Raw genomic sequence first — 18,516 nt, 5'->3', positions numbered from 1 at the left:
TAAAAAAGCCATTGGTTAGTTTAGACCCGTTTGTCCTGTGTAATGAAAACATTGGCCCGAATCTTACACTAATTCCTGTTACATAAATCAGCTATTAAATTCATGAAGGGAGTCCTCAGTATAAAAGTGTTTACCAACATATGAGAATTTTGTAACCTATGATTGATATTTAATTTCCTGAAAACATTAGTGACAATCTATCTTTTATATCTGAATCATTAATTTCTATTAATATATGTTTTACAACACTGTCTTCTGATAAAATCTTAAAATGACCTAAGCCTTCTGTAGATATCATCTTTGAATCTTTAACAGCATCGTTTATTTTTTTAGATTGAGAATAGTCTACATAATCATCAAATCTATCATGAATAATTATAATTTTTGAACCTACATCATCGATTTTATTATCAGCTGAAAAATCAGTCCATATAGTCTTTGACCTGAAAATTTTCTCGAGCTTACTATATAATGCATTGATAGTTTTATATTTTAAATTAACAAATGATGCTGCTCTATAAGTAGCATACTTGAACTCACATACACTAGAGATTGAGATTATTTTTTTAGCAAAAAGCCCATTTTTAAGTGCATAGAAACTGAAAAGAGCCCCCAATGAATGGCAAACAATTGCTTCAAATGGGCCAAACTTATTCTGTAGCTCTTTTAGAATAAAGTTTACGTCTAAGATAGTCGCCCCATTACCTTCAGACTCACCATGTCCCGGCATATCAAATGCAATAACTCGATAGTTCGCATCGACAAGTTTTTCTATTACTTTATAAAATCTAGAGGCTCGGGAACTCCAACCATGAACAATCATTATATTCTTTTTCCCGCTACCCCAGCTATAACATTTGACCTTTTTAGAATTAACAATCAACGAACTTCGCTTTGACTTTGACATTATACTCTCTTCATTACGGTATAGTTTGGCCTCTTTTGGCCTATGAATCAAAGAAAGTACAATACTTATAGTCAGTGATTTAGAAAAAAACTCTATAAAACTAATCAAAATCTGAAACATTATTGGCCTAATAATTTTGTTAAAAGATACCTAGATATATCAAGCAGTCAATTTACATGATATAATTAAAATAAAATAACATTATAAAAACATAGTTAAAATATCATTTATTAACACATATCTTTAAAAGGGTTATTATTTGACAAAACAATAGCTAATTCGTAGCCTGGCAAATAAATTTCCTCTTCATTTATATTAATATTTTCTTCATTTATCACATCCTCGCCAAATCTATATATTAAGTTGATCGGATAAATGACCTGCATTGATGTTATAATCGGTCATCCGATGACTTACCGCCTGTTCTTATGAAATTGAAATCGAATATCACACTGTCTGAAGCTGAACGTATTACATTACAACAACTTGCCCTGAATCACAGACACCGAGACATCCGTACGCGAGGAACGGGTTTGCTCATGCTTGCCAGAGGCATCAAACCCCGTCAGATAGCCGCTGAGATGGGATGCAGTCTCAGAGTTATCTATGACTGGGTTCACTTCTGGCACGATTCAGGGATAGCGGGATTATTAGGTGGGCATGTCGGAGGCCGATATCCCGCCATGACCCCTGACATGATTACCACCGCGGTCGAAGCCGCCAGTGCAGAATCTCTGACGTTAGCCCGAATCGCACAGAAAGTCGAGGACAAGCATGGCCCGCTGCCCTGTACGCTGGAGACGCTGGCGAATACCCTGAAAAAACAGGGGTTAACCTATAAACGAGCCCGCCTGTCTTTAAAAAAAATGCAATGAAGCGGAGTTTGCTGAAAAAGCCGCCTTGCTGAATAAAATTAAGGCGGGTGCGCGGTCGGGTCATTACCGGCTGGTCTATCTTGATGAGGCGGGTTTTACCGCCTCTCCGCCGGTGCAACACGGATGGAGCCCGCGGGGTAAGCCCCATGAAACAGAGCCGCAAAATCATGTCAGACGTTCAGTGTTAGGGGCGCTAAATTACACCGATAACACACTGTTTTATCAGATAATGTCAGACAGTGTTACGCGGACTGATGTCATTGATTTTTTAGAGCAGGTTGCAAAGCAAGGGGATCATCGCCTGACATTTGTCGTATTAGATAATGCGCGTATCCATCATAGGATAGATGAAAAAATCAAAAGTCGCGGGTTACGAGAACACAACCTGTTTTTACTTTACCTTCCCGCCTACAGCCCAGAGCTGAATCTGATTGAAATCGTCTGGAGACAGGCTAAATATCACTGGCGACGTTTTATCACTTGGACTCAGGATACAATGGATCATGAGCTAAATACTTTATTTGAAAGTTATGGTCGCCAATTTGCAGTTAATTTCTCTTGAGGACTTAACAATATTATCACTTATCCTGTGCTTAACAGGATGTGAATTCATGTCTAATACTATTTCAAGTTACTGGCAGACTTATAAAGATAAGTCTGAACCATTTTCACCACCTGAAAAAAATCAATGGATTACAGTCGAAGGTATTGCTCCTCCAAATACGAAACCTAATTTAGACAGTATTTATGCTTCAAATAGGTGTCTTGCTACTCATAATACCGCAGGTGGAACACTCTATCACCTACCTAAATATCACTGGAACAGATTTAATATTTTAGTAGATCCTGTAACAGGTTATTTTAAAGAAAAAATACCTCTTAATGGTGGAGGTTGATGTCAATGGCAGATTGATAATATTGAATTAGCTCTTGAGTATACTAACGTTAGCCATCTGATGAAGTGTAGCGGTCAATAAATACCGGACACATTTTTAGCCTCTTCCCACTGCTTTTCATATTCAACCGGTGAAAGTCCGCCATTAAAACTATGTGGACGATCGTGGTTGTAATAGCCGCCCAAATATGGCGTGATATCCCGTATGGCATCATGGATATCCAGATACCCTTCCGGGGGAACCCATTCACTCTTCAGACTGCGAAAGACTCTTTCCATTGGGGAATTATCCCAGCAATTTCCCCGTCGGCTCATACTCTGGATGATTTTGTTTCTCCATAATAAACGACGGAACTTATTGCTGCTGTATTGGCTTCCCTGGATGCCCTTCTGAGTGTCAAGTCATTATTTGTATGCTGTTGATCTGCCGATTCTGGTTACGCAGTAAGGTAAATATCTCTCTGGATATATAGCGTTTCAGGCAACGTATGGCTTCCCGTTTTGAATGGCCTTCTCTAATTCGCCTGGCGACATATTCCTGTGTTTTGGCATCTGTACGTAATCTGCCAATGGCGATGATATGAAGCGCGCTGTTCGCTGCACGATCACCTCCTCGAGGCGCAGATTTTTCCCCGAAGACGCGGGAACTGGATTGACACCACATAATGCAGCAAAGCCTGATTCTGAGTGCAAGCGTTCTGGATTGTCCCCGGCCGTAATGAGGAGTTGGGAGGCACATTCGTATCCCACTGCCTTGCGTTTGATAAGTTCTGGAGCGAGCTCGTCAATAATCGCCGCTATCATGATGTCCAGCTCGCCAATCTCATCATGTAATTCCAGATAACGCCGGGCCAGTGATTTCAACGTAATACGGTAGGCATCCTCGACATGACGATACCGGGTCATATCCGGCTTCGATGTGGCGAGTGTCCGTATCAACTGCATTCGGGTGAGTTTTCTGATTTGATCACGTAATTCTTCGGGCGCGGAGACGATGGTCATCTGGCGCATTTGTAGCGCAATACGTCGTGCCGAGACTGCCGTTTTTCGGCAAGCTTTCAGTACCCGAAGTGATTCAATCATTCCGCTTCGTGTTTTGGGAGTGACTGTACGAATGAGTGAAAATGCCGCATGGGCTGCACATTCAGCATCAATCGTATCGCTTTTACCCCGTTTCCTGCGCTCCATTCTGTCGGGAGCGGTGACCTCAAGAACTTCAATACCTGCGATTGAAGGTATCGCAGCAAACCTGCACCATACGAACCGATGCATTCAATCCCCACCCTGATGAGAAGCCCAAATGATTTCATCCAGGATAACATCTGGCGATATCCCTGCCGGGTTGCCGGGAAAAATTCACTCCCCAAGACACGGTTATTGTGATCAACCACTGCTGCAACGTGCAGGTCTTTGTGTGTGTCAACACCGCCAATGATGCCGACCGATAAGTCTTGCTGCTTTTTAGTCATGGGATAAATTCTCAGTCAGAATGATGTGGTCCAATGATTTTGGTCACCGTTATAGAGGTGATATTCTCACTTCAACACGCAAAATAGGTGACATGATGAAAAGACGTTTCAGCCCCGAATTTAAACTGGAATCTGCCCCGCTAGTCCTTGACCAGCATTACAGCATAAGAGAAGCGGCGAAGGCGATGAATGTGAGTAAATCGGCAATGGAATCTTGGGTTCGCCAGTTAAAACAGGAGCGACAAGGCCAATCACCCAAAGCCTCACCCATCACGCCGGAGCAAATTGAAATACGCGAACTGAAGAAGAAACTGCAACGCCTTGAAATGGAAAACGATGTATTAAAAAAAGCCTCAGCATTCTTGATGTCGGACTACATGAACAGTTCTCGTTAATCGAGCAATTCAGAGTGCATTATCCGGTGGCTTCTCTTTGCCAACTGTTCGGGGTTCATCGCAGTAGTTATCAGGCCTGGCACAAGCGAATCAAGCGGCCAGACTCTGCTCGCGTAACGCTAAAAAGCCGGGTTCGTGAAGCCTTTAACAAAAGTCACGGTTCTGCCGGAGCACGAACGATTGCCTCGATAGTTACCCGTGAGGGGATCCCATTAGGCCGATGGCGGGCCGGAAAACTCATGGCTGAACTCGGGCTGGTCAGTCGTCAACAACCCAAACATCGGTATTCACGAAAGGAGCAGGAACATGTTGATATTCCAAACCATCTTGACCGCCAATTTGCTGTTACGGAACCTAATCAGGTTTGGTGTGGTGACATCACTTACATCTGGACAGGTCAACGTTGGGCGTATTTAGCGGTGGTTCTCGACTTATTTGCGCGTAAACCCGTCGGTTGTGCGATGTCATTTTCGCCCGACGCTGAGTTAACGAAGAAAGCCTTAACAATGGCATTTGAATCAAGAGGAAAGCCACAAGGTGTGATGTTTCACAGCGATCAGGGATGCCAGTATACCAGCAAAGCATTTAGGCGATTATTACAGCAATATGGTATCAAACAAAGCCTGAGCCGACGGGGAAACTGTTGGGATAACAGCCCAATGGAGCGGTTTTTCAGGAGCTTGAAAAGCGAATGGGTGCCTTTAGAGGGATATGCAAATTTTATGGCAGCCAGATATTCAATCACCCAGTATATAACAGGTTATTACAGTCAGCTTCGCCCTCACTGGTATAACAACGGATTAACCCCCAATGAATCAGAAAGATTATTTTGGGAAGCCTCTAAGTCAGTGACCAATTTTTATTGACCACTTCAGTCGTATTCACACTGGTGAGCCGTTATCGCCCAAACTGTCCGGGCCAGTTTGTTCGCCATCGCCACGATGACCACACTGGTCGGGCGTCGTTTTTTGAGTTCCGTGATCCAAGGCAAAGGTTCTTTTGTCAGTAATGCAGCCGCACGAGCACCATGGATAAACAGGGTCCTCATATAGGTATCTCCGCGTTTACTTATCCCCAGCAGGCGGATTTTTCCGCCTGAACCTGTCTGTTTCGGAACAAGTCCGATATAAGCAGAAAACTCTCGTCCCGATTTAAACGCGAAGGCTTCTCCCATTGTGGCCACCGCAGCCGTGGCGATTAGCGGCCCCACGCCGGGTATTTTCAGCAGCCGCTGACAGGTTTCATTCTGCCTGGCCACGCTGACAAGCTGTTTTTCGATGTTATTTATCTGTGAATCCAACTCACCCAGCCTGTTGTACTGGTCCTCCAGCACGGCGATAAGATACGGAGGGAGACGCATCTTCAGCCGCTCCAGGGCTTCCGGTAGCTCTTTGGCCAGTGCCGCCCGGCCTTTGTGGAGGGTTTCTCCGAACTCAAGGAATATCCCGTACAGGGCATTAATCTGTGCCGTCCGAAACTTCACCAGTTGCCTGCGAGTCCGGTGCAGAACCAGTACAGACTGTTGTTCTTCCGTTTTAACCGCGATTTCTTTGCCCGGTTGCTGTACCGCCATCCAGATAGCACGGGCATCCATCACATCATTTTTGTTACCCATGACGAATGCCTTAACAAAACGAGCTTGCATAAGCCGGACTTTATGCCCCTGTTTTTTCAGTTCACGCGCCCAGTGCTGAGAGCCTCCACAGGCTTCCATACCTATCAGACAGGGTTCCCGGTTACTGAAGAAAGTCAGAAAATCCTGGCTACGTACCTGCTTATCAACCACTTCGCCAGTGTGCTCATTGATGAAGTGAACCTGAATCAGATGTTTTGCGATATCAACGCCAACCGGTATATATTTCATGTGTGGAGTCTCCAGTCTGAGGGAGCTTTATGCATCCCGTATTGGGCACTATGATGCCGGAAATCTGTGAGGCCCCACACCTCTCTCTTTATTCATCGTCGTGCTCCGGATTTAATGGGTGGGGCGCGTTCATTACATTTCCTAAATTGGTTGATGATGCCCTCGAATTACTTAAGCAACGTAATCGTGAAATAGGAACGATTAAGAAATGATTGACTGGAATTTATTTATCAACGCACTTGGAGCTGCTGAATCGTCTAAGGAGTTTAGTGAACTTTGTTTAGCGATAGAAGAGCAAGCTCAAGTGTCGCAAGATCCTCTCGAATATAACGATCCAGAGGGACCAACGACAAACTATAGCTTTATTCGTTCAGGGATAGAGGTAGGATTCATACAAGCTCAAGTGTCGCAAGATCCTCTCGAATATAACGATCCAGAGGGACCAACGACAAACTATAGCTTTATTCGTTCAGGGATAGAGGTAGGATTCATACAAAGCAACTGTCTTGAACGCGATTTTATGGCGTTATCTGATGATACGAATTATTCCATTCTTCATTTTTTCTAATCATCGCATTCAAGATGGTCAGCAGCTTGCGCATACAAGCCACAAGAGCCACTTTTTTGGCCTTACCCGCCGCCAGCAGGCGGTTGTAAAACGTCTTGATTACCGGGTTAAAACGGGTTGCCACGAGTGTGGCCATATACAACGCTGTCCGAACCCCAGCGCGCCCGCCAAAGATGGTTCGTCGACCCCGCATAGTTCCCGAGTCACGGTTAACAGGAGCAACGCCAACAAGTGCACTGATTTCCCGACGCGAGAGCTTGCCCAGTTCAGGGACTTCTGCCAGCAGGGCTGCTGTTGTCATTGCCCCAATGCCCTTGATGGCGCTGAGCCGGTCAGCCAGTTCCTTAAAATGAATCTGGATATGTTTATTCATATCTTCATCGATCCGCGCCAGCTCAGCTTCCAGTGCTTTAATGACAGTGTTGATGCTCTTTCTGCTCTGAGGATGCGCAGGATGTAGGCGATTACGCTCAGCAACCAGCATCGTAATCAACTGCCGTCTGCGCACCACCATGGCAGAAAGAATCTGACGTTCCGCATCTGGCAGCGCCCGAATAAACCGTTCTCGTTCGGGATGACGGTTTATCACTTCTGCCATCTGAGTCAGGACCTTGGCGTCAATGCGGTCAGTCTTTGCCAGATATCCCATGGCCCGGGCAAAATCTCGCGCTTGCCTGGGATTAATAACAACGACATCAAACCCTTCGGCCTGAAGCGAGCAGGCAACAGCAGATTCCAGTCCACCGGTGGCTTCCATCAGAATCAGGGACACGAGATGTTGCTTCAGTACGGACACAATGGCATCAAAACCATCAGGATCATTACTGGCAGTGAATGCCTCTACGCCAGTACTCACGGCGATATCTAATGAGGCTTTGGAAACATCGATGCCCACACAAAGTGGATTTGGCTGACTCATATTACCCTGCCTTGCAAATACGTTATGGATGACGGACAACTGTTCGGGTTTCAGATGAGTGGCTCAGTGTATGCGTCAATAGCTTTAAAACGGGCTTAAAACCCCAGGGCAACTCAGACTGCGTACACTGTGCCAAATCTAATCGTATTTATTTTAACCTACTTTTAAGATACAAGGGTAACATGCAAAAAATCCAGTCCCGTCGGTTCAGCAGGGTAAAATATTCGATTATTGGTTTGTTAAGCCTGTCACTCAGTGTTCCCGGTCAGGCCATGCCGGAAGTGCCAAACCCGGATCAGCATGAGCACACCCTGGCCGAAATCACCACCCAATGGGGGCAACTGACTCAGTCGCAATCCCCTAACGAAGCGGCAAAAACAATGGTCGCCCAGCAGTTATCGTCTGCGGTCACTTCTGATGTGGTCCAATGATTTTGGTCACCGTTATAGAGGTGATATTCTCACTTCAACACGCAAAATAGGTGACATGATGAAAAGACGTTTCAGCCCCGAATTTAAACTGGAATCTGCCCCGCTAGTCCTTGACCAGCATTACAGCATAAGAGAAGCGGCGAAGGCGATGAATGTGAGTAAATCGGCAATGGAATCTTGGGTTCGCCAGTTAAAACAGGAGCGACAAGGCCAATCACCCAAAGCCTCACCCATCACGCCGGAGCAAATTGAAATACGCGAACTGAAGAAGAAACTGCAACGCCTTGAAATGGAAAACGATGTATTAAAAAAAGCCTCAGCATTCTTGATGTCGGACTACATGAACAGTTCTCGTTAATCGAGCAATTCAGAGTGCATTATCCGGTGGCTTCTCTTTGCCAACTGTTCGGGGTTCATCGCAGTAGTTATCAGGCCTGGCACAAGCGAATCAAGCGGCCAGACTCTGCTCGCGTAACGCTAAAAAGCCGGGTTCGTGAAGCCTTTAACAAAAGTCACGGTTCTGCCGGAGCACGAACGATTGCCTCGATAGTTACCCGTGAGGGGATCCCATTAGGCCGATGGCGGGCCGGAAAACTTATGACTGAACTCGGGCTGGTCAGTCGTCAACAACCCAAACATCGGTATTCACGAAAGGAGCAGGAACATGTTGATATTCCAAACCATCTTGACCGCCAATTTGCTGTTACGGAACCTAATCAGGTTTGGTGTGGTGACATCACTTACATCTGGACAGGTCAACGTTGGGCGTATTTAGCGGTGGTTCTCGACTTATTTGCGCGTAAACCCGTCAGTTGTGCGATGTCATTTTCGCCCGACGCTGAGTTAACGAAGAAAGCCTTAACAATGGCATTTGAATCAAGAGGAAAGCCACAAGGTGTGATGTTTCACAGCGATCAGGGATGCCAGTATACCAGCAAAGCATTTAGGCGATTATTACAGCAATATGGTATCAAACAAAGCCTGAGCCGACGGGGAAACTGTTGGGATAACAGCCCAATGGAGCGGTTTTTCAGGAGCTTGAAAAGCGAATGGGTGCCTTTAGAGGGATATGCAAATTTTATGGCAGCCAGATATTCAATCACCCAGTATATAACAGGTTATTACAGTCAGCTTCGCCCTCACTGGTATAACAACGGATTAACCCCCAATGAATCAGAAAGATTATTTTGGGAAGCCTCTAAGTCAGTGACCAATTTTTATTGACCACTTCAAATACTACATTAAGGCAGTTCAACGGGTTGAATACGCCAGGGCGCGAGCATGCTTTTTTAATGAATATTCAACCAAAGAAAACTCTTGCCCGATAATCATCACACCAACTCGCTTTTTTAAGCTTGTTCCTTTGACTCGGTGCCCCGCAATCGCATTGTTTGACTAGGTTCAGGACGATACGACGGAACAATGCCAGATTCTCAACGGCACCATCCAGAACAATTCGTGAATCGTCTTCTTTAAAGACCACATCAAGAATATAGTGCTGGCTATTTTCAATCCGCCAATGCTGACGAATGTAATATCCCAATGATTTATGCTTGGGCGAAAGGGAACTCACATAATAAGACGTGTCCACCGTTCCTTTGCCATTTTGTGTCCGGTGACGTTCTACTGCGATAATGCTACGAATGGTCGGCCATTTTTCTATTAATTCTGGCGTGAATTGGGGCTTTAACTGAAACACATAACGCTCTTCACGCCGACCATGGGCTTCTTGCTTGACTTCCGTGATAATTTTTTCTTTACCGGCATCAAACACCGCCTGAAATTGCGATTGGACGGCTTTCCACAGATGAGGCTGATTTTTCTTCGCCTGAACAACGACATGGGCTTTCTTTTCGCTGATTTTTTTCCAGCGTTTGGCGCTGACAATGCAAGGCATCCAGCGTGACGATGCTGCCTTTCAGGTCAAGGATATCCAACATCTGCCGCACCATACTGATTTCACCGTTTTTCGTGGCGGTGGCTTTCTGGCTCAGGACTAATCCTTGCTCCGTGTCATATGCAGTGACCAGTTGGACGGCGTTTTTCTTTTCATTACGGTAGGCGTGTCGCAGCACTTTTCCATCGAAGGCAATGACCGGTTTCCCTCCCTGTTCACGTTGTTCATTGATCCAGTTGAGTAAAGCCTCCAACAGCGAATCAAGTTCAATAGCGCGCACGATTCTGGCAACCGTGTGTCGGCGGGGTATTCCACTGAGAAAGGGGCGATATTTTTTCAGCCACTTAATTTTGGCTCGACCATAAGTTTCAATATCTTGCCAACCTTCGGCTCCAGCCAGAATGGCGCTGATGACAAGAAAAATAACATCAATCAGCTCGTACTGACGATTGATATCAGAACGGGTTTCTTTCACAACGGTTAAATGTTCAATCAGGGTCTGGTTCGGATTCATGGGCGGGTATTAAAAAGAAAAATAAGGATAATTAGATCATGTAATTACGGTTCATTCAAGGGGTGTTAAAAAAGTATGCTCGCGCCCTGCTTACGCGACAAAAACCGCTTTTTACGGGCAAAAGGAGGCATTGAAAAGGGTGATACAATATCCTCACCCTTTTCAATGCATAATATGTCTCCTCATAATTAACTTGGAAATTCTTCACAGTCATTCATATTAGCCAGAGACTATGGGATACACTAATAGCAATATTAATTACCTAAGGGATTGCAATTGTCAGTGAAAGCAATTTTTCTAAAAAAGAAGAAATACAAAAATGAATGATATAAAAACTATAGCTACATATACATACAATGAATTATAAATAAATGAAATACTGTCTTTTTCATTGCTTATTTTATCAAAAATAACAATAATCGATACGCCTACACTTCCTCCTAAGTAACGAGCAGTAGAAGCAACTCCGGCTAAGATGCCTTGTACTGAGCCTCCAGCACCTCTAATTATCCATGATTGAGACACTCCATAAACAGCACCAATAGATAAACCAATAAGCATACAACATATAATAGTAACTAAATCAATAAAATCTGAGGAGAGTAATACTATGATTGATAAAATGATGATCGGAAATGAAGCAATCACCTTGGCATTGTTGAGTTTGGAGTTCTTGATTTTTTTTCTGAAAAATAGACATAACTGCCATGCTAATAGTCATGAAAAATAAAACAGACCCTACATATGTAGGATTGTTACCTATCCGATAACTAATATAGAATGGAATTATGGAAACCATTCCATAAAGAATTATGCTATATACAAATGTTATAATAAGACCAATGAGGAATCGTGGAGATAAAAAAACTTACTTATATTATTAGCACTTAACATTATATCAAAGGTTTTTTCTGTTTTTATGCTTTTAATTTTACATGAATCATCTTTATTGAAACATGATATAGATATAATCATAAAAACATAAACAGGAATATTGATATAGAAAATATATTCCCATCCAGCAATGCTTGTTATAAATCCACCCAAAATAGGACCAATTGCAACAGAAAAACCTAGAACGCTACTAATTGTAGACATGACACTATCTGTACTTTTATTCTCTTTTAACGAAAGCAAATATGTTATTAGTGCAGGAGTTAATAATACCCCACCTAATCCTAAAATATTTCTAGAAATAAAAATAATGTCTTTGTTATCACTAAAAAAAGGAAGAAATGATGAAGTTATAACTCCTACCCCACCTAAAACAATAACATTTTTACTTCCATAGCGATCGCTAATATAACCTGAAGGAATTTGAAATAATAAGTTAATTATCAAGTAAGATGCTATCAGGTATGTCATTGCGACCGATGCGTCAACTGATAACTCATTACTGATAGTCGGTAATGCAGCAGCTACCATTGTCGAATTTAGAGGGATGAATCCTAAGCATACAATATAAAAGTAAAAATTAATATTATTCATTAAGTATACTCAGACTGTTATAGTACGACATTGTAGCAGATATAGATAATCATTTGAGATACACCACTCTATATCTAATCCATCACCATAAAGTTTTTCACATTGACACCCTAATTGATATAAATCATCAATGTTTTTTGGTGATAGTGATGAAGCTTCAATGTAAGCCTCGTCTACGTTTACCTCCTGGAGATAACCATTATCACGTAAGCGTAATTGTGTATCTTTATATCCTAAGCTTGATGATATTAGTATGCCATCCTCACTCACCCGATAACTATCAGGTACAACCAGACCAGAAACAACAACTTCTCCTACACCCCATGCTGACTCAATCACGAACTCTTTTCTCTTTGTGACCGGATCTCTGGTAAACATGACACCAGCCATTCTGGGTTCAATCATTTTCTGAATGATAACAGCCATCACAGAGATGGAACTCATACCAAGCTTAGAACGATAATCAAGTGCAGACTGAGTCTGCCCTGATAATTTGACATCAATAATGCTACTTAATAGCTGTTCAAAATTATTTACATTGAGAATACTTTTGTGCTGTCCAGCAAAACTGGCTATATCATTATCTTCATCAGAAGCCGATGAGCGTACAGCAACTGGGTATTCAATTTTATCAAAAGTACATTTTAAATATTCAATAGCCCTAGGGTCATTTAAAGCAACAAGGTTAACTAGTTTTGGAGACAAAACATATCCAGAAGGCACAGGTAAGCTTGCCCGAAGAGCCTTAGATAAATTATATGCTTTTCCTCCATAACCATTTAAAATTGTGGCATCTATTAGAGGTATTATTTTCATATTATTTTCTCCACTGTGCCATTACTACCATCAACTCGGATTCTGCAACCATCCTCTATCACTTGTGTAGCATCTCTTGTACCAACTACGCTTGGTATTCCAAATTCCCGAGCGACAATTGCAGCATGAGACAATTGTCCTCCGCGGTCTGTAACTATTGCGCCAAGTAGAGGAAGAATAACATTATATGAAGCCGTCGTACTCCGAGTAACTAGTACATCTCCCTTTTGGATTTTACCGAAGTCTTCCACTGAATTAATAATACGCGCTATTCCCTCATAAATGCCAGGGCTTACTGGTGAGCCTGTTAATTTCGAACCATCTTCAACAAAAGTTGACTCTTCATATACTTCTTTTAGAACAATAGAGATTGCTGACAAACTTAATCTAGCTGCTTTAGGTAGATTTTCAATTCTTCCCTGACCATAATATATATTATCTTCCTCACCAAGCATTATTGGCGCATTCTCAATACATTGTGATGTACACCAATCTCGTCTTTCTATTAATGTACTAGACAATATTGTGTTTCTACCAGCTAATAGATCGCATACTTCTTCATTAGTTGCATATAATGCAAGACTTGGATTCTCTATTTTTCCTATCTTATATAATCGTTCTCCAGCATGTTTGAGAGCGCGACGTGCTAACCCAGTAGCTAAAACATCTGTATAAAGACTTCTTTCATCTCTAAGACGATTTAATAAACGTGCTTCATTTAATAATTCATTAAATTCAATATGATGTTCACTTGGTATTTTGGATAGAAGTCTATTATGTCTTTTTTCATTCTCTATATCAAATTCATTATTACTGGTGTTAATATTTCCATTTAGATGTAATAATATATTGTCAACTAAAACATCCGGCATATCATTACCAACTTTGTCCGTAACATCATAACCCGTGATTAATCTATTACCAACAAGATTAAAGTAATTATTGAGTTCTTTCTTTGTATTCGAATTTGAAATGCGGATTATTTCAGATAATATATCCTCTTTCTTCATATTAATAAAAAAATTGGGGTCAATATTATCTTCTCGTATACTTGAAGCTAGGCGTCTAAGAGTATCTTCTGCTATGCCTAAAGATATTGATGTCGTTCCTGCTAACAATGATAGAGCTTCAGGGGAAGCGATTCCACCTTTTTCTTGACAGAAAGACAAATATAATCCAAGAGGTAGTACACTAGGGATTGTGTATATGTGGTGCAAATACATCATATATAATGAATTTTCATAGCATTCATTTAAATGTTCTATTAATTCACTATCTGATAGGGCGGTAATGTCAATTGCCTGGATTTTATCATTTTGTTTTATTGCCGATGGCTTTACTATGCGATCCCAAATATCTAAATCCTCTCGCCATAATTTTTTCTCGATAGCTTCAATACCTCTGTTTATACGCTCAGATATGACTTCATCACTTTCTGAATTACAATCTTTTGCAGTGCAAAGAACTACTTTTTTATAAAAAAACCATTAACATATGCATAATCAAGATGGCTGAGAATTAGCCCATATTTCGACGAGCTTTCCTTTAATCCTTTAACTACACTTTCAGTAAAAAGCTTTTCCACATAAGGAGATGCTGGTCTATAAAAATGTGAATTATCGAGTAACCAAAGACCATCACCCGGAACTTTGTATTCAGTACTAAAATTAATCATAAATGATACCTCAATTTAATATTTATAGATATTTTATAAGAAATGAAAAACATAAGTTTCACAACAAAAAATATATTTTTGTTTTTAAGATGATTAATATAACTTTTAAAATTCGTTAACTATTAAAATAACCTATGATAGATGAACATATATCAAAAGACAAATCAAAAAATAATTTTTTAAGTTGTGTCTAAGACTTAATTTACAAAAATTGTATATTTACCTCTGATTTATTTTTTCTTTCAATGCTAACATTAGGTCTCTAATATCGTAGAATTCACCGAAATTTAGATTTAATAATTCAATATTATCTAAAATTTTCTTTATATCTATTGCACGTTGTTCCGGTGAAACAACATACCCTGGTTTTTTTGCTCTTTGTGAAAGAGAGTGTAATTCAGGAAACCTATAAGGTTCATCATGATATTTGTCTATAGCATCTTTAATACTAGTAAAAACATTACATAGACCTAGTGCTATAAATTTCATGTTATTATTCTCAAGTTGATATATTTTTATCAAACTATTGAGGGCCGCCTTCGAAGAAGCATATGCTAACATTCCTGCTCGAGGTCGTAGACCAGATATAGACGCAGATGCCACAGTATATTCTGGAATCATACCTAACTTAATACATGTATCTATTGTAGCTTTTACTGATACTACATTGAGTTTATATACATCCATAAGTTCTAATACTGAGATGTCTGTACATCCTTTTGGAGAAGGGCCAAACATACCAGCATTTAAAAATAAATATTTAAACTCCATTCCATGAATAATATTTTTAAATTTCAGGAAAATTTTTTTGATTTCATCAAAATCTGTAATATCTAGTTGAAAAAAATGCATGTTAGTGTGTTTAATCCAAGAGCCAGGTATCCTTCTCGCTATGCCACAAACTATAAATCCATTTGAAAGAAACATTTTTGCTAATGCTTCTCCTATACTACTGCTAACACCAGTAATGAGAGCATATTTATTTTTATGAATACTTTCCACTACTATATCCTCCATCTACATCTACAATACTCCCTGTCATATAACTAGCTCCTGGTCCCAACAAGAAAATGATCGCTTTTGCTACTTCCTCTGGTTTAGCCATACGTTTCATGGCCGTGACTTCTATTTTTTTCTTGGTACTTTCAGGATTAGATTTTAGATTTTCTATGCTATTCATCCCATCTAATATTGGGCCAGGAGCAACAGCATTTATACGTACTGCATGACCATTGCCATTATCTTGAGCATTTTCGATGGCTGCAACCTTTGTCAGCATATTAAGAGCGGCTTTACTAACACAGTAAGCCGCTTGGTCAGGAATTGCTAAAACACCAGCACATGATGATACGTTCACTATAGCTCCATCTGGTATTGTTCGCATTAAGTGAAGTTCATGCTTAAGGCATTGAAGAACACCATTTAGATTGGTGTTTATTATTTGTGACCACGATAAAAAATCGATATTCATTATAGAAGCCCGAGGGGCTGTTATTCCTGCATTATTAATTGCATAATTTAAATATCCATAATTATCTTTAATGTGTTTGAATAATGCATCGATCTGTTGAGGTATGGTTATATCACATTGGTAAAACTTTGCTGACTTACCAATGTTTTTCACTACTTCATTTCCTCGATCTAGATCTCTCCCTGTCAATATTAGCTCTGCATTAAATTCTGCCATAAGATTAGCACATTCCGCACCTAAACCACTTGAGGCACCGATAATCAGACATTTTTTATTAGTAAACATTTGTATCTATCCCTGATAAGTTATACTACTTGGGCGCTGGTATTTAGGATTAACACAGCAATACACTCGATCTAGATTTGGATTACTCTTATCACGGAAACAATTTCCATCAAAGTGACATTTATAAATTTCATTTTCTCTTCCTGCGATTGATTTTAAAATCAATTCATTATCTGCAAAAATTGCACGGGTCATACCAACCAACTCAACATTTAATTCATGTATGAGTTGCTCTGCATCTTTAAGGTTCGCAACAAATCCAGCAAATCCCAGAGGTAAACGTGTTGCAGAACGAATTTTTTTAATGCCACTGTGGAAAAGGTCTTTAGATTCACTTGTTGAATTTAGCATCCAATTAAAAGTTTCCCTTATTGACATAGAACACTCTATAAATACGACTCCTAGTGATTTTAATACACCTAAACAAGGAGCAAGCACTTCCGGTCTTTGGCCTTTTTCCCCAAGGCAATCATCAATCCCCAAACGAATGGAAACGTCCAAATTTGGTAAAGCTTGTTTAATATCACTAATAATGTCGGTCAATAATTTCATTCTACGGAAAGGGTCTCCTCCATATTCATCTAATCGATGGTTTGTATATGGCGATAAGAAACTGCTAAGTAGATATCCATTCGAGGCTTGTAGCTGAACTATCCGAGCTCCAGCTAGCTGGGCTCTTTTTGCTGCTTCAACAAATTGATAACGTATTTCTATGATATCATCTAGAGTCATTACTCTAACTTTGTGGTCATCCTCTTTTTCTTTCGTTTTCGAACAAATTAAACCGCTAGGAGATAATAACTTAGATCCAGCAAATGTATTACTACCTTGAGCACCATAATGTTGTAACTGAACGACTACTTCGCAACCATTTTTATTTCCATAGTTTATTATTGGATATAATGCTTCAGCATGCTCATCATTATGTAAGCATAATCCATGTTTATGTAACCGTGTCGATGGATGTATTGACGCATTGCCTAGCACAACCATTCCGCACCCACCATTAATAATATTTTCATAGAATTGTGTAAACTCAGCAGATGCCCTACCATCATTATGAGAAACATCTATTCCCATAGCTGAGAAATATAGTCTATTCTTAAGAGCTATTCTTTCATTCAAGTAGAATGGTGATAGACTTTTTTTAAAGTTATGTTCCATCACAGCCTCTAATATTTAATATAAACACTCACATTAGATGTGTGAGAATAATTTATTACTTAGAAGTTGATCTTTTGTGTATTTTTTTTGGAAAAAATAACAATTTAACTTTATAAACTCACTTAGTTTTTGTTCATGATAACGATCTAATATAGAAAAATTAGCAAGCATAACATTATTTAATTTGTCAAATGTTATTTCTTCTATCGGTAATTTTAAAATGTTTTTTTTATTTGCTTGAATAATTACCCATTTTATATCACTAGTAATAGGGCTGTTAGTGATTAATCGGATACCAGAAGTCGAAATTGCATCAATATCTACAATGTTAATTTTTTCAGTATCTCCCATTAGCATAACTAGTCTATTAGTTCTGGAGAATAACTTAAACCAATGGTCCTTTGGAAAATTAAGAGTTCTCATCCGTTTGAAAACATTTAATTTCAATACTCCACCTTTTAAACGTACACGTGCAACTAAATTCCCGTTTTGATAAAAAGATGATATCAAATCTATATGCCGTGGGCACGTATGAGCAATGTCAGAGGTTGTGGAAACAATAACTTCCAGCTCATAGGATGACTCTGTAAAAGCACAAAAATCAACTTCAAGAGACGATATGGTAATACTAACATCGCCTCTTGAATATCCTGAGTAGCTGTAGACATAGTGGTACATTGCTTGGCGAGACATTTCAATTAGCATTAAACCTGGAACATGTTCATGTTCTTTACGATAGAAAAAATAATGTTCAGTATCATTTTTAATTATATATCTATTGGCTCTACTTACAGGCATCTCACCATACTTTGACAATGAATATCCTATCTTATCAACTAACTCATTACTAATTGAATGTTCTTTGTTATCAATTAACTCCCTT

18 protein-coding genes and 3 pseudogenes are annotated in these 18,516 nt (G+C 40.3%); 7 read left to right on the top strand and 14 right to left on the bottom strand.

The annotated features are described in order from the left end of the window. Nucleotides 1-169 precede the first annotated feature (169 nt). Nucleotides 170-907: an alpha/beta fold hydrolase gene (locus PXH59_RS00925; protein WP_285809915.1), complete on the bottom strand. Its 738-nt coding sequence runs from the start codon at nt 905-907 to the stop codon at nt 170-172. A 428-nt stretch (nt 908-1,335) separates the two neighbouring features. Between PXH59_RS00925 and PXH59_RS00920 the strand changes: the two genes are divergently transcribed. Genes PXH59_RS00920 through PXH59_RS00910 form a run of 3 tightly spaced genes read left to right on the top strand, consistent with a single transcriptional unit; the run spans nt 1,336 to nt 2,678 of the window. After that, nucleotides 1,336-1,782 carry a helix-turn-helix domain-containing protein gene (locus PXH59_RS00920; RefSeq protein ID WP_285809914.1) on the top strand — a complete coding sequence of 149 codons (447 nt, stop codon included), beginning with the start codon at nt 1,336-1,338 and terminating at the stop codon, nt 1,780-1,782. A gap of 25 nt (nt 1,783-1,807) precedes the next feature. Beyond that, nucleotides 1,808-2,344: an IS630 family transposase gene (locus PXH59_RS00915; protein ID WP_285809913.1), complete on the top strand. Its 537-nt coding sequence runs from the start codon at nt 1,808-1,810 to the stop codon at nt 2,342-2,344. 49 nt (nt 2,345-2,393) lie between these two features. Next, entirely contained in the window at nt 2,394-2,678 is a 285-nt protein-coding gene (locus PXH59_RS00910; RefSeq protein WP_047771615.1) for a hypothetical protein, read from the top strand. A 74-nt stretch (nt 2,679-2,752) separates the two neighbouring features. Here the strand turns inward: PXH59_RS00910 and PXH59_RS00905 are convergent. Together PXH59_RS00905 and PXH59_RS00900 are read right to left on the bottom strand one after the other, a co-directional pair. Beyond that, nucleotides 2,753-3,058 (bottom strand): annotated as a pseudogene (locus PXH59_RS00905) (transposase); the annotation flags it as partial. Nucleotides 3,059-3,074: 16 nt separating this feature from the next. Continuing rightward, nucleotides 3,075-4,146: pseudogene (locus PXH59_RS00900) on the bottom strand (IS110 family RNA-guided transposase). Between the two features lie 92 nt (nt 4,147-4,238). On the opposite strand from PXH59_RS00900, the gene PXH59_RS00895 reads away from it, so the two are divergent. After that, nucleotides 4,239-5,407 (top strand): IS3 family transposase gene (locus PXH59_RS00895; protein WP_285811840.1). Its coding sequence is split into 2 segments (ribosomal slippage): nt 4,239-4,500 and nt 4,500-5,407, totalling 1,170 coding nucleotides; the frame shifts between segments, so codons are not numbered across the junction. 5 nt (nt 5,408-5,412) lie between these two features. On the opposite strand, the gene PXH59_RS00890 is transcribed toward PXH59_RS00895, so the two are convergent. After that, nucleotides 5,413-6,405 carry an IS110 family RNA-guided transposase gene (locus PXH59_RS00890; RefSeq protein ID WP_285809912.1) on the bottom strand — a complete coding sequence of 331 codons (993 nt, stop codon included), beginning with the start codon at nt 6,403-6,405 and terminating at the stop codon, nt 5,413-5,415. Between the two features lie 208 nt (nt 6,406-6,613). On the opposite strand from PXH59_RS00890, the gene PXH59_RS00885 reads away from it, so the two are divergent. Further along, nucleotides 6,614-6,973 (top strand): hypothetical protein, encoded by a 360-nt coding sequence (locus PXH59_RS00885; protein ID WP_285809911.1) that lies wholly within the window; start codon nt 6,614-6,616, stop codon nt 6,971-6,973. On the opposite strand, the gene PXH59_RS00880 is transcribed toward PXH59_RS00885, so the two are convergent. Then, nucleotides 6,924-7,892, bottom strand: coding sequence for an IS110 family RNA-guided transposase (locus PXH59_RS00880; RefSeq protein WP_285808913.1), 969 nt, complete (start codon nt 7,890-7,892; stop codon nt 6,924-6,926). The two genes, PXH59_RS00885 and PXH59_RS00880, sit on opposite strands and share 50 nt — an antisense overlap. 182 nt (nt 7,893-8,074) lie before the next feature. Between PXH59_RS00880 and PXH59_RS00875 the strand changes: the two genes are divergently transcribed. Further along, entirely contained in the window at nt 8,075-8,323 is a 249-nt protein-coding gene (locus tag PXH59_RS00875) for a hypothetical protein (RefSeq protein WP_285809910.1), read from the top strand. 55 nt (nt 8,324-8,378) lie between these two features. Beyond that, nucleotides 8,379-9,547 (top strand): IS3 family transposase gene (locus tag PXH59_RS00870; protein WP_285811839.1). Its coding sequence is split into 2 segments (ribosomal slippage): nt 8,379-8,640 and nt 8,640-9,547, totalling 1,170 coding nucleotides; the frame shifts between segments, so codons are not numbered across the junction. A 76-nt stretch (nt 9,548-9,623) separates the two neighbouring features. On the opposite strand, the pseudogene PXH59_RS00865 reads toward PXH59_RS00870, so the two are convergent. The 9 genes and pseudogenes from PXH59_RS00865 to PXH59_RS00825 form a co-directional block, all read right to left on the bottom strand. Then, nucleotides 9,624-10,734, bottom strand: a pseudogene (locus PXH59_RS00865) (ISAs1 family transposase). Between the two features lie 297 nt (nt 10,735-11,031). Continuing rightward, nucleotides 11,032-11,382 carry a hypothetical protein gene (locus tag PXH59_RS00860; RefSeq protein ID WP_285809909.1) on the bottom strand — a complete coding sequence of 117 codons (351 nt, stop codon included), beginning with the start codon at nt 11,380-11,382 and terminating at the stop codon, nt 11,032-11,034. Between the two features lie 180 nt (nt 11,383-11,562). Then, nucleotides 11,563-12,222 carry an MFS transporter gene (locus PXH59_RS00855; protein ID WP_285809908.1) on the bottom strand — a complete coding sequence of 220 codons (660 nt, stop codon included), beginning with the start codon at nt 12,220-12,222 and terminating at the stop codon, nt 11,563-11,565. 9 nt (nt 12,223-12,231) lie between these two features. Beyond that, complete coding sequence (locus PXH59_RS00850; protein WP_285809906.1) at nt 12,232-13,038, bottom strand: PEP/pyruvate-binding domain-containing protein; 807 nt, start codon at nt 13,036-13,038, stop codon at nt 12,232-12,234. Beyond that, nucleotides 13,035-14,207, bottom strand: a complete 1,173-nt coding sequence (locus PXH59_RS00845) for a PEP-utilizing enzyme (protein ID WP_285809905.1) — start codon at nt 14,205-14,207, stop codon at nt 13,035-13,037. Before PXH59_RS00845 ends, PXH59_RS00850 begins: the two co-directional genes overlap by 4 nt. A 725-nt stretch (nt 14,208-14,932) precedes the next feature. Continuing rightward, the gene (locus PXH59_RS00840) at nt 14,933-15,715 is read right to left on the bottom strand and encodes an SDR family oxidoreductase (RefSeq protein WP_285809904.1); all 783 of its coding nucleotides are present in this window, start codon (nt 15,713-15,715) and stop codon (nt 14,933-14,935) included. Then, entirely contained in the window at nt 15,699-16,469 is a 771-nt protein-coding gene (locus tag PXH59_RS00835) for an SDR family NAD(P)-dependent oxidoreductase (protein WP_285809903.1), read from the bottom strand. The genes PXH59_RS00840 and PXH59_RS00835 overlap by 17 nt, the downstream gene beginning before the upstream one ends. Before the next feature lie 6 nt (nt 16,470-16,475). Continuing rightward, complete coding sequence (locus PXH59_RS00830; protein ID WP_285809902.1) at nt 16,476-17,633, bottom strand: oxidoreductase; 1,158 nt, start codon at nt 17,631-17,633, stop codon at nt 16,476-16,478. A gap of 33 nt (nt 17,634-17,666) precedes the next feature. Continuing rightward, nucleotides 17,667-18,449, bottom strand: a complete 783-nt coding sequence (locus tag PXH59_RS00825; RefSeq protein ID WP_285809901.1) for an AfsA-related hotdog domain-containing protein — start codon at nt 18,447-18,449, stop codon at nt 17,667-17,669. Between the last annotated feature and the right edge of the window lie 67 nt (nt 18,450-18,516).

Origin of the sequence: Xenorhabdus bakwenae (assembly GCF_030272115.1) — a bacterium.
GTDB classification, from domain to species: domain Bacteria; phylum Pseudomonadota; class Gammaproteobacteria; order Enterobacterales; family Enterobacteriaceae; genus Xenorhabdus; species Xenorhabdus bakwenae.
The sequence above is the reverse complement of the archived record's forward strand: the minus strand, read 5'-3'. Positions and strand labels throughout refer to the sequence as shown.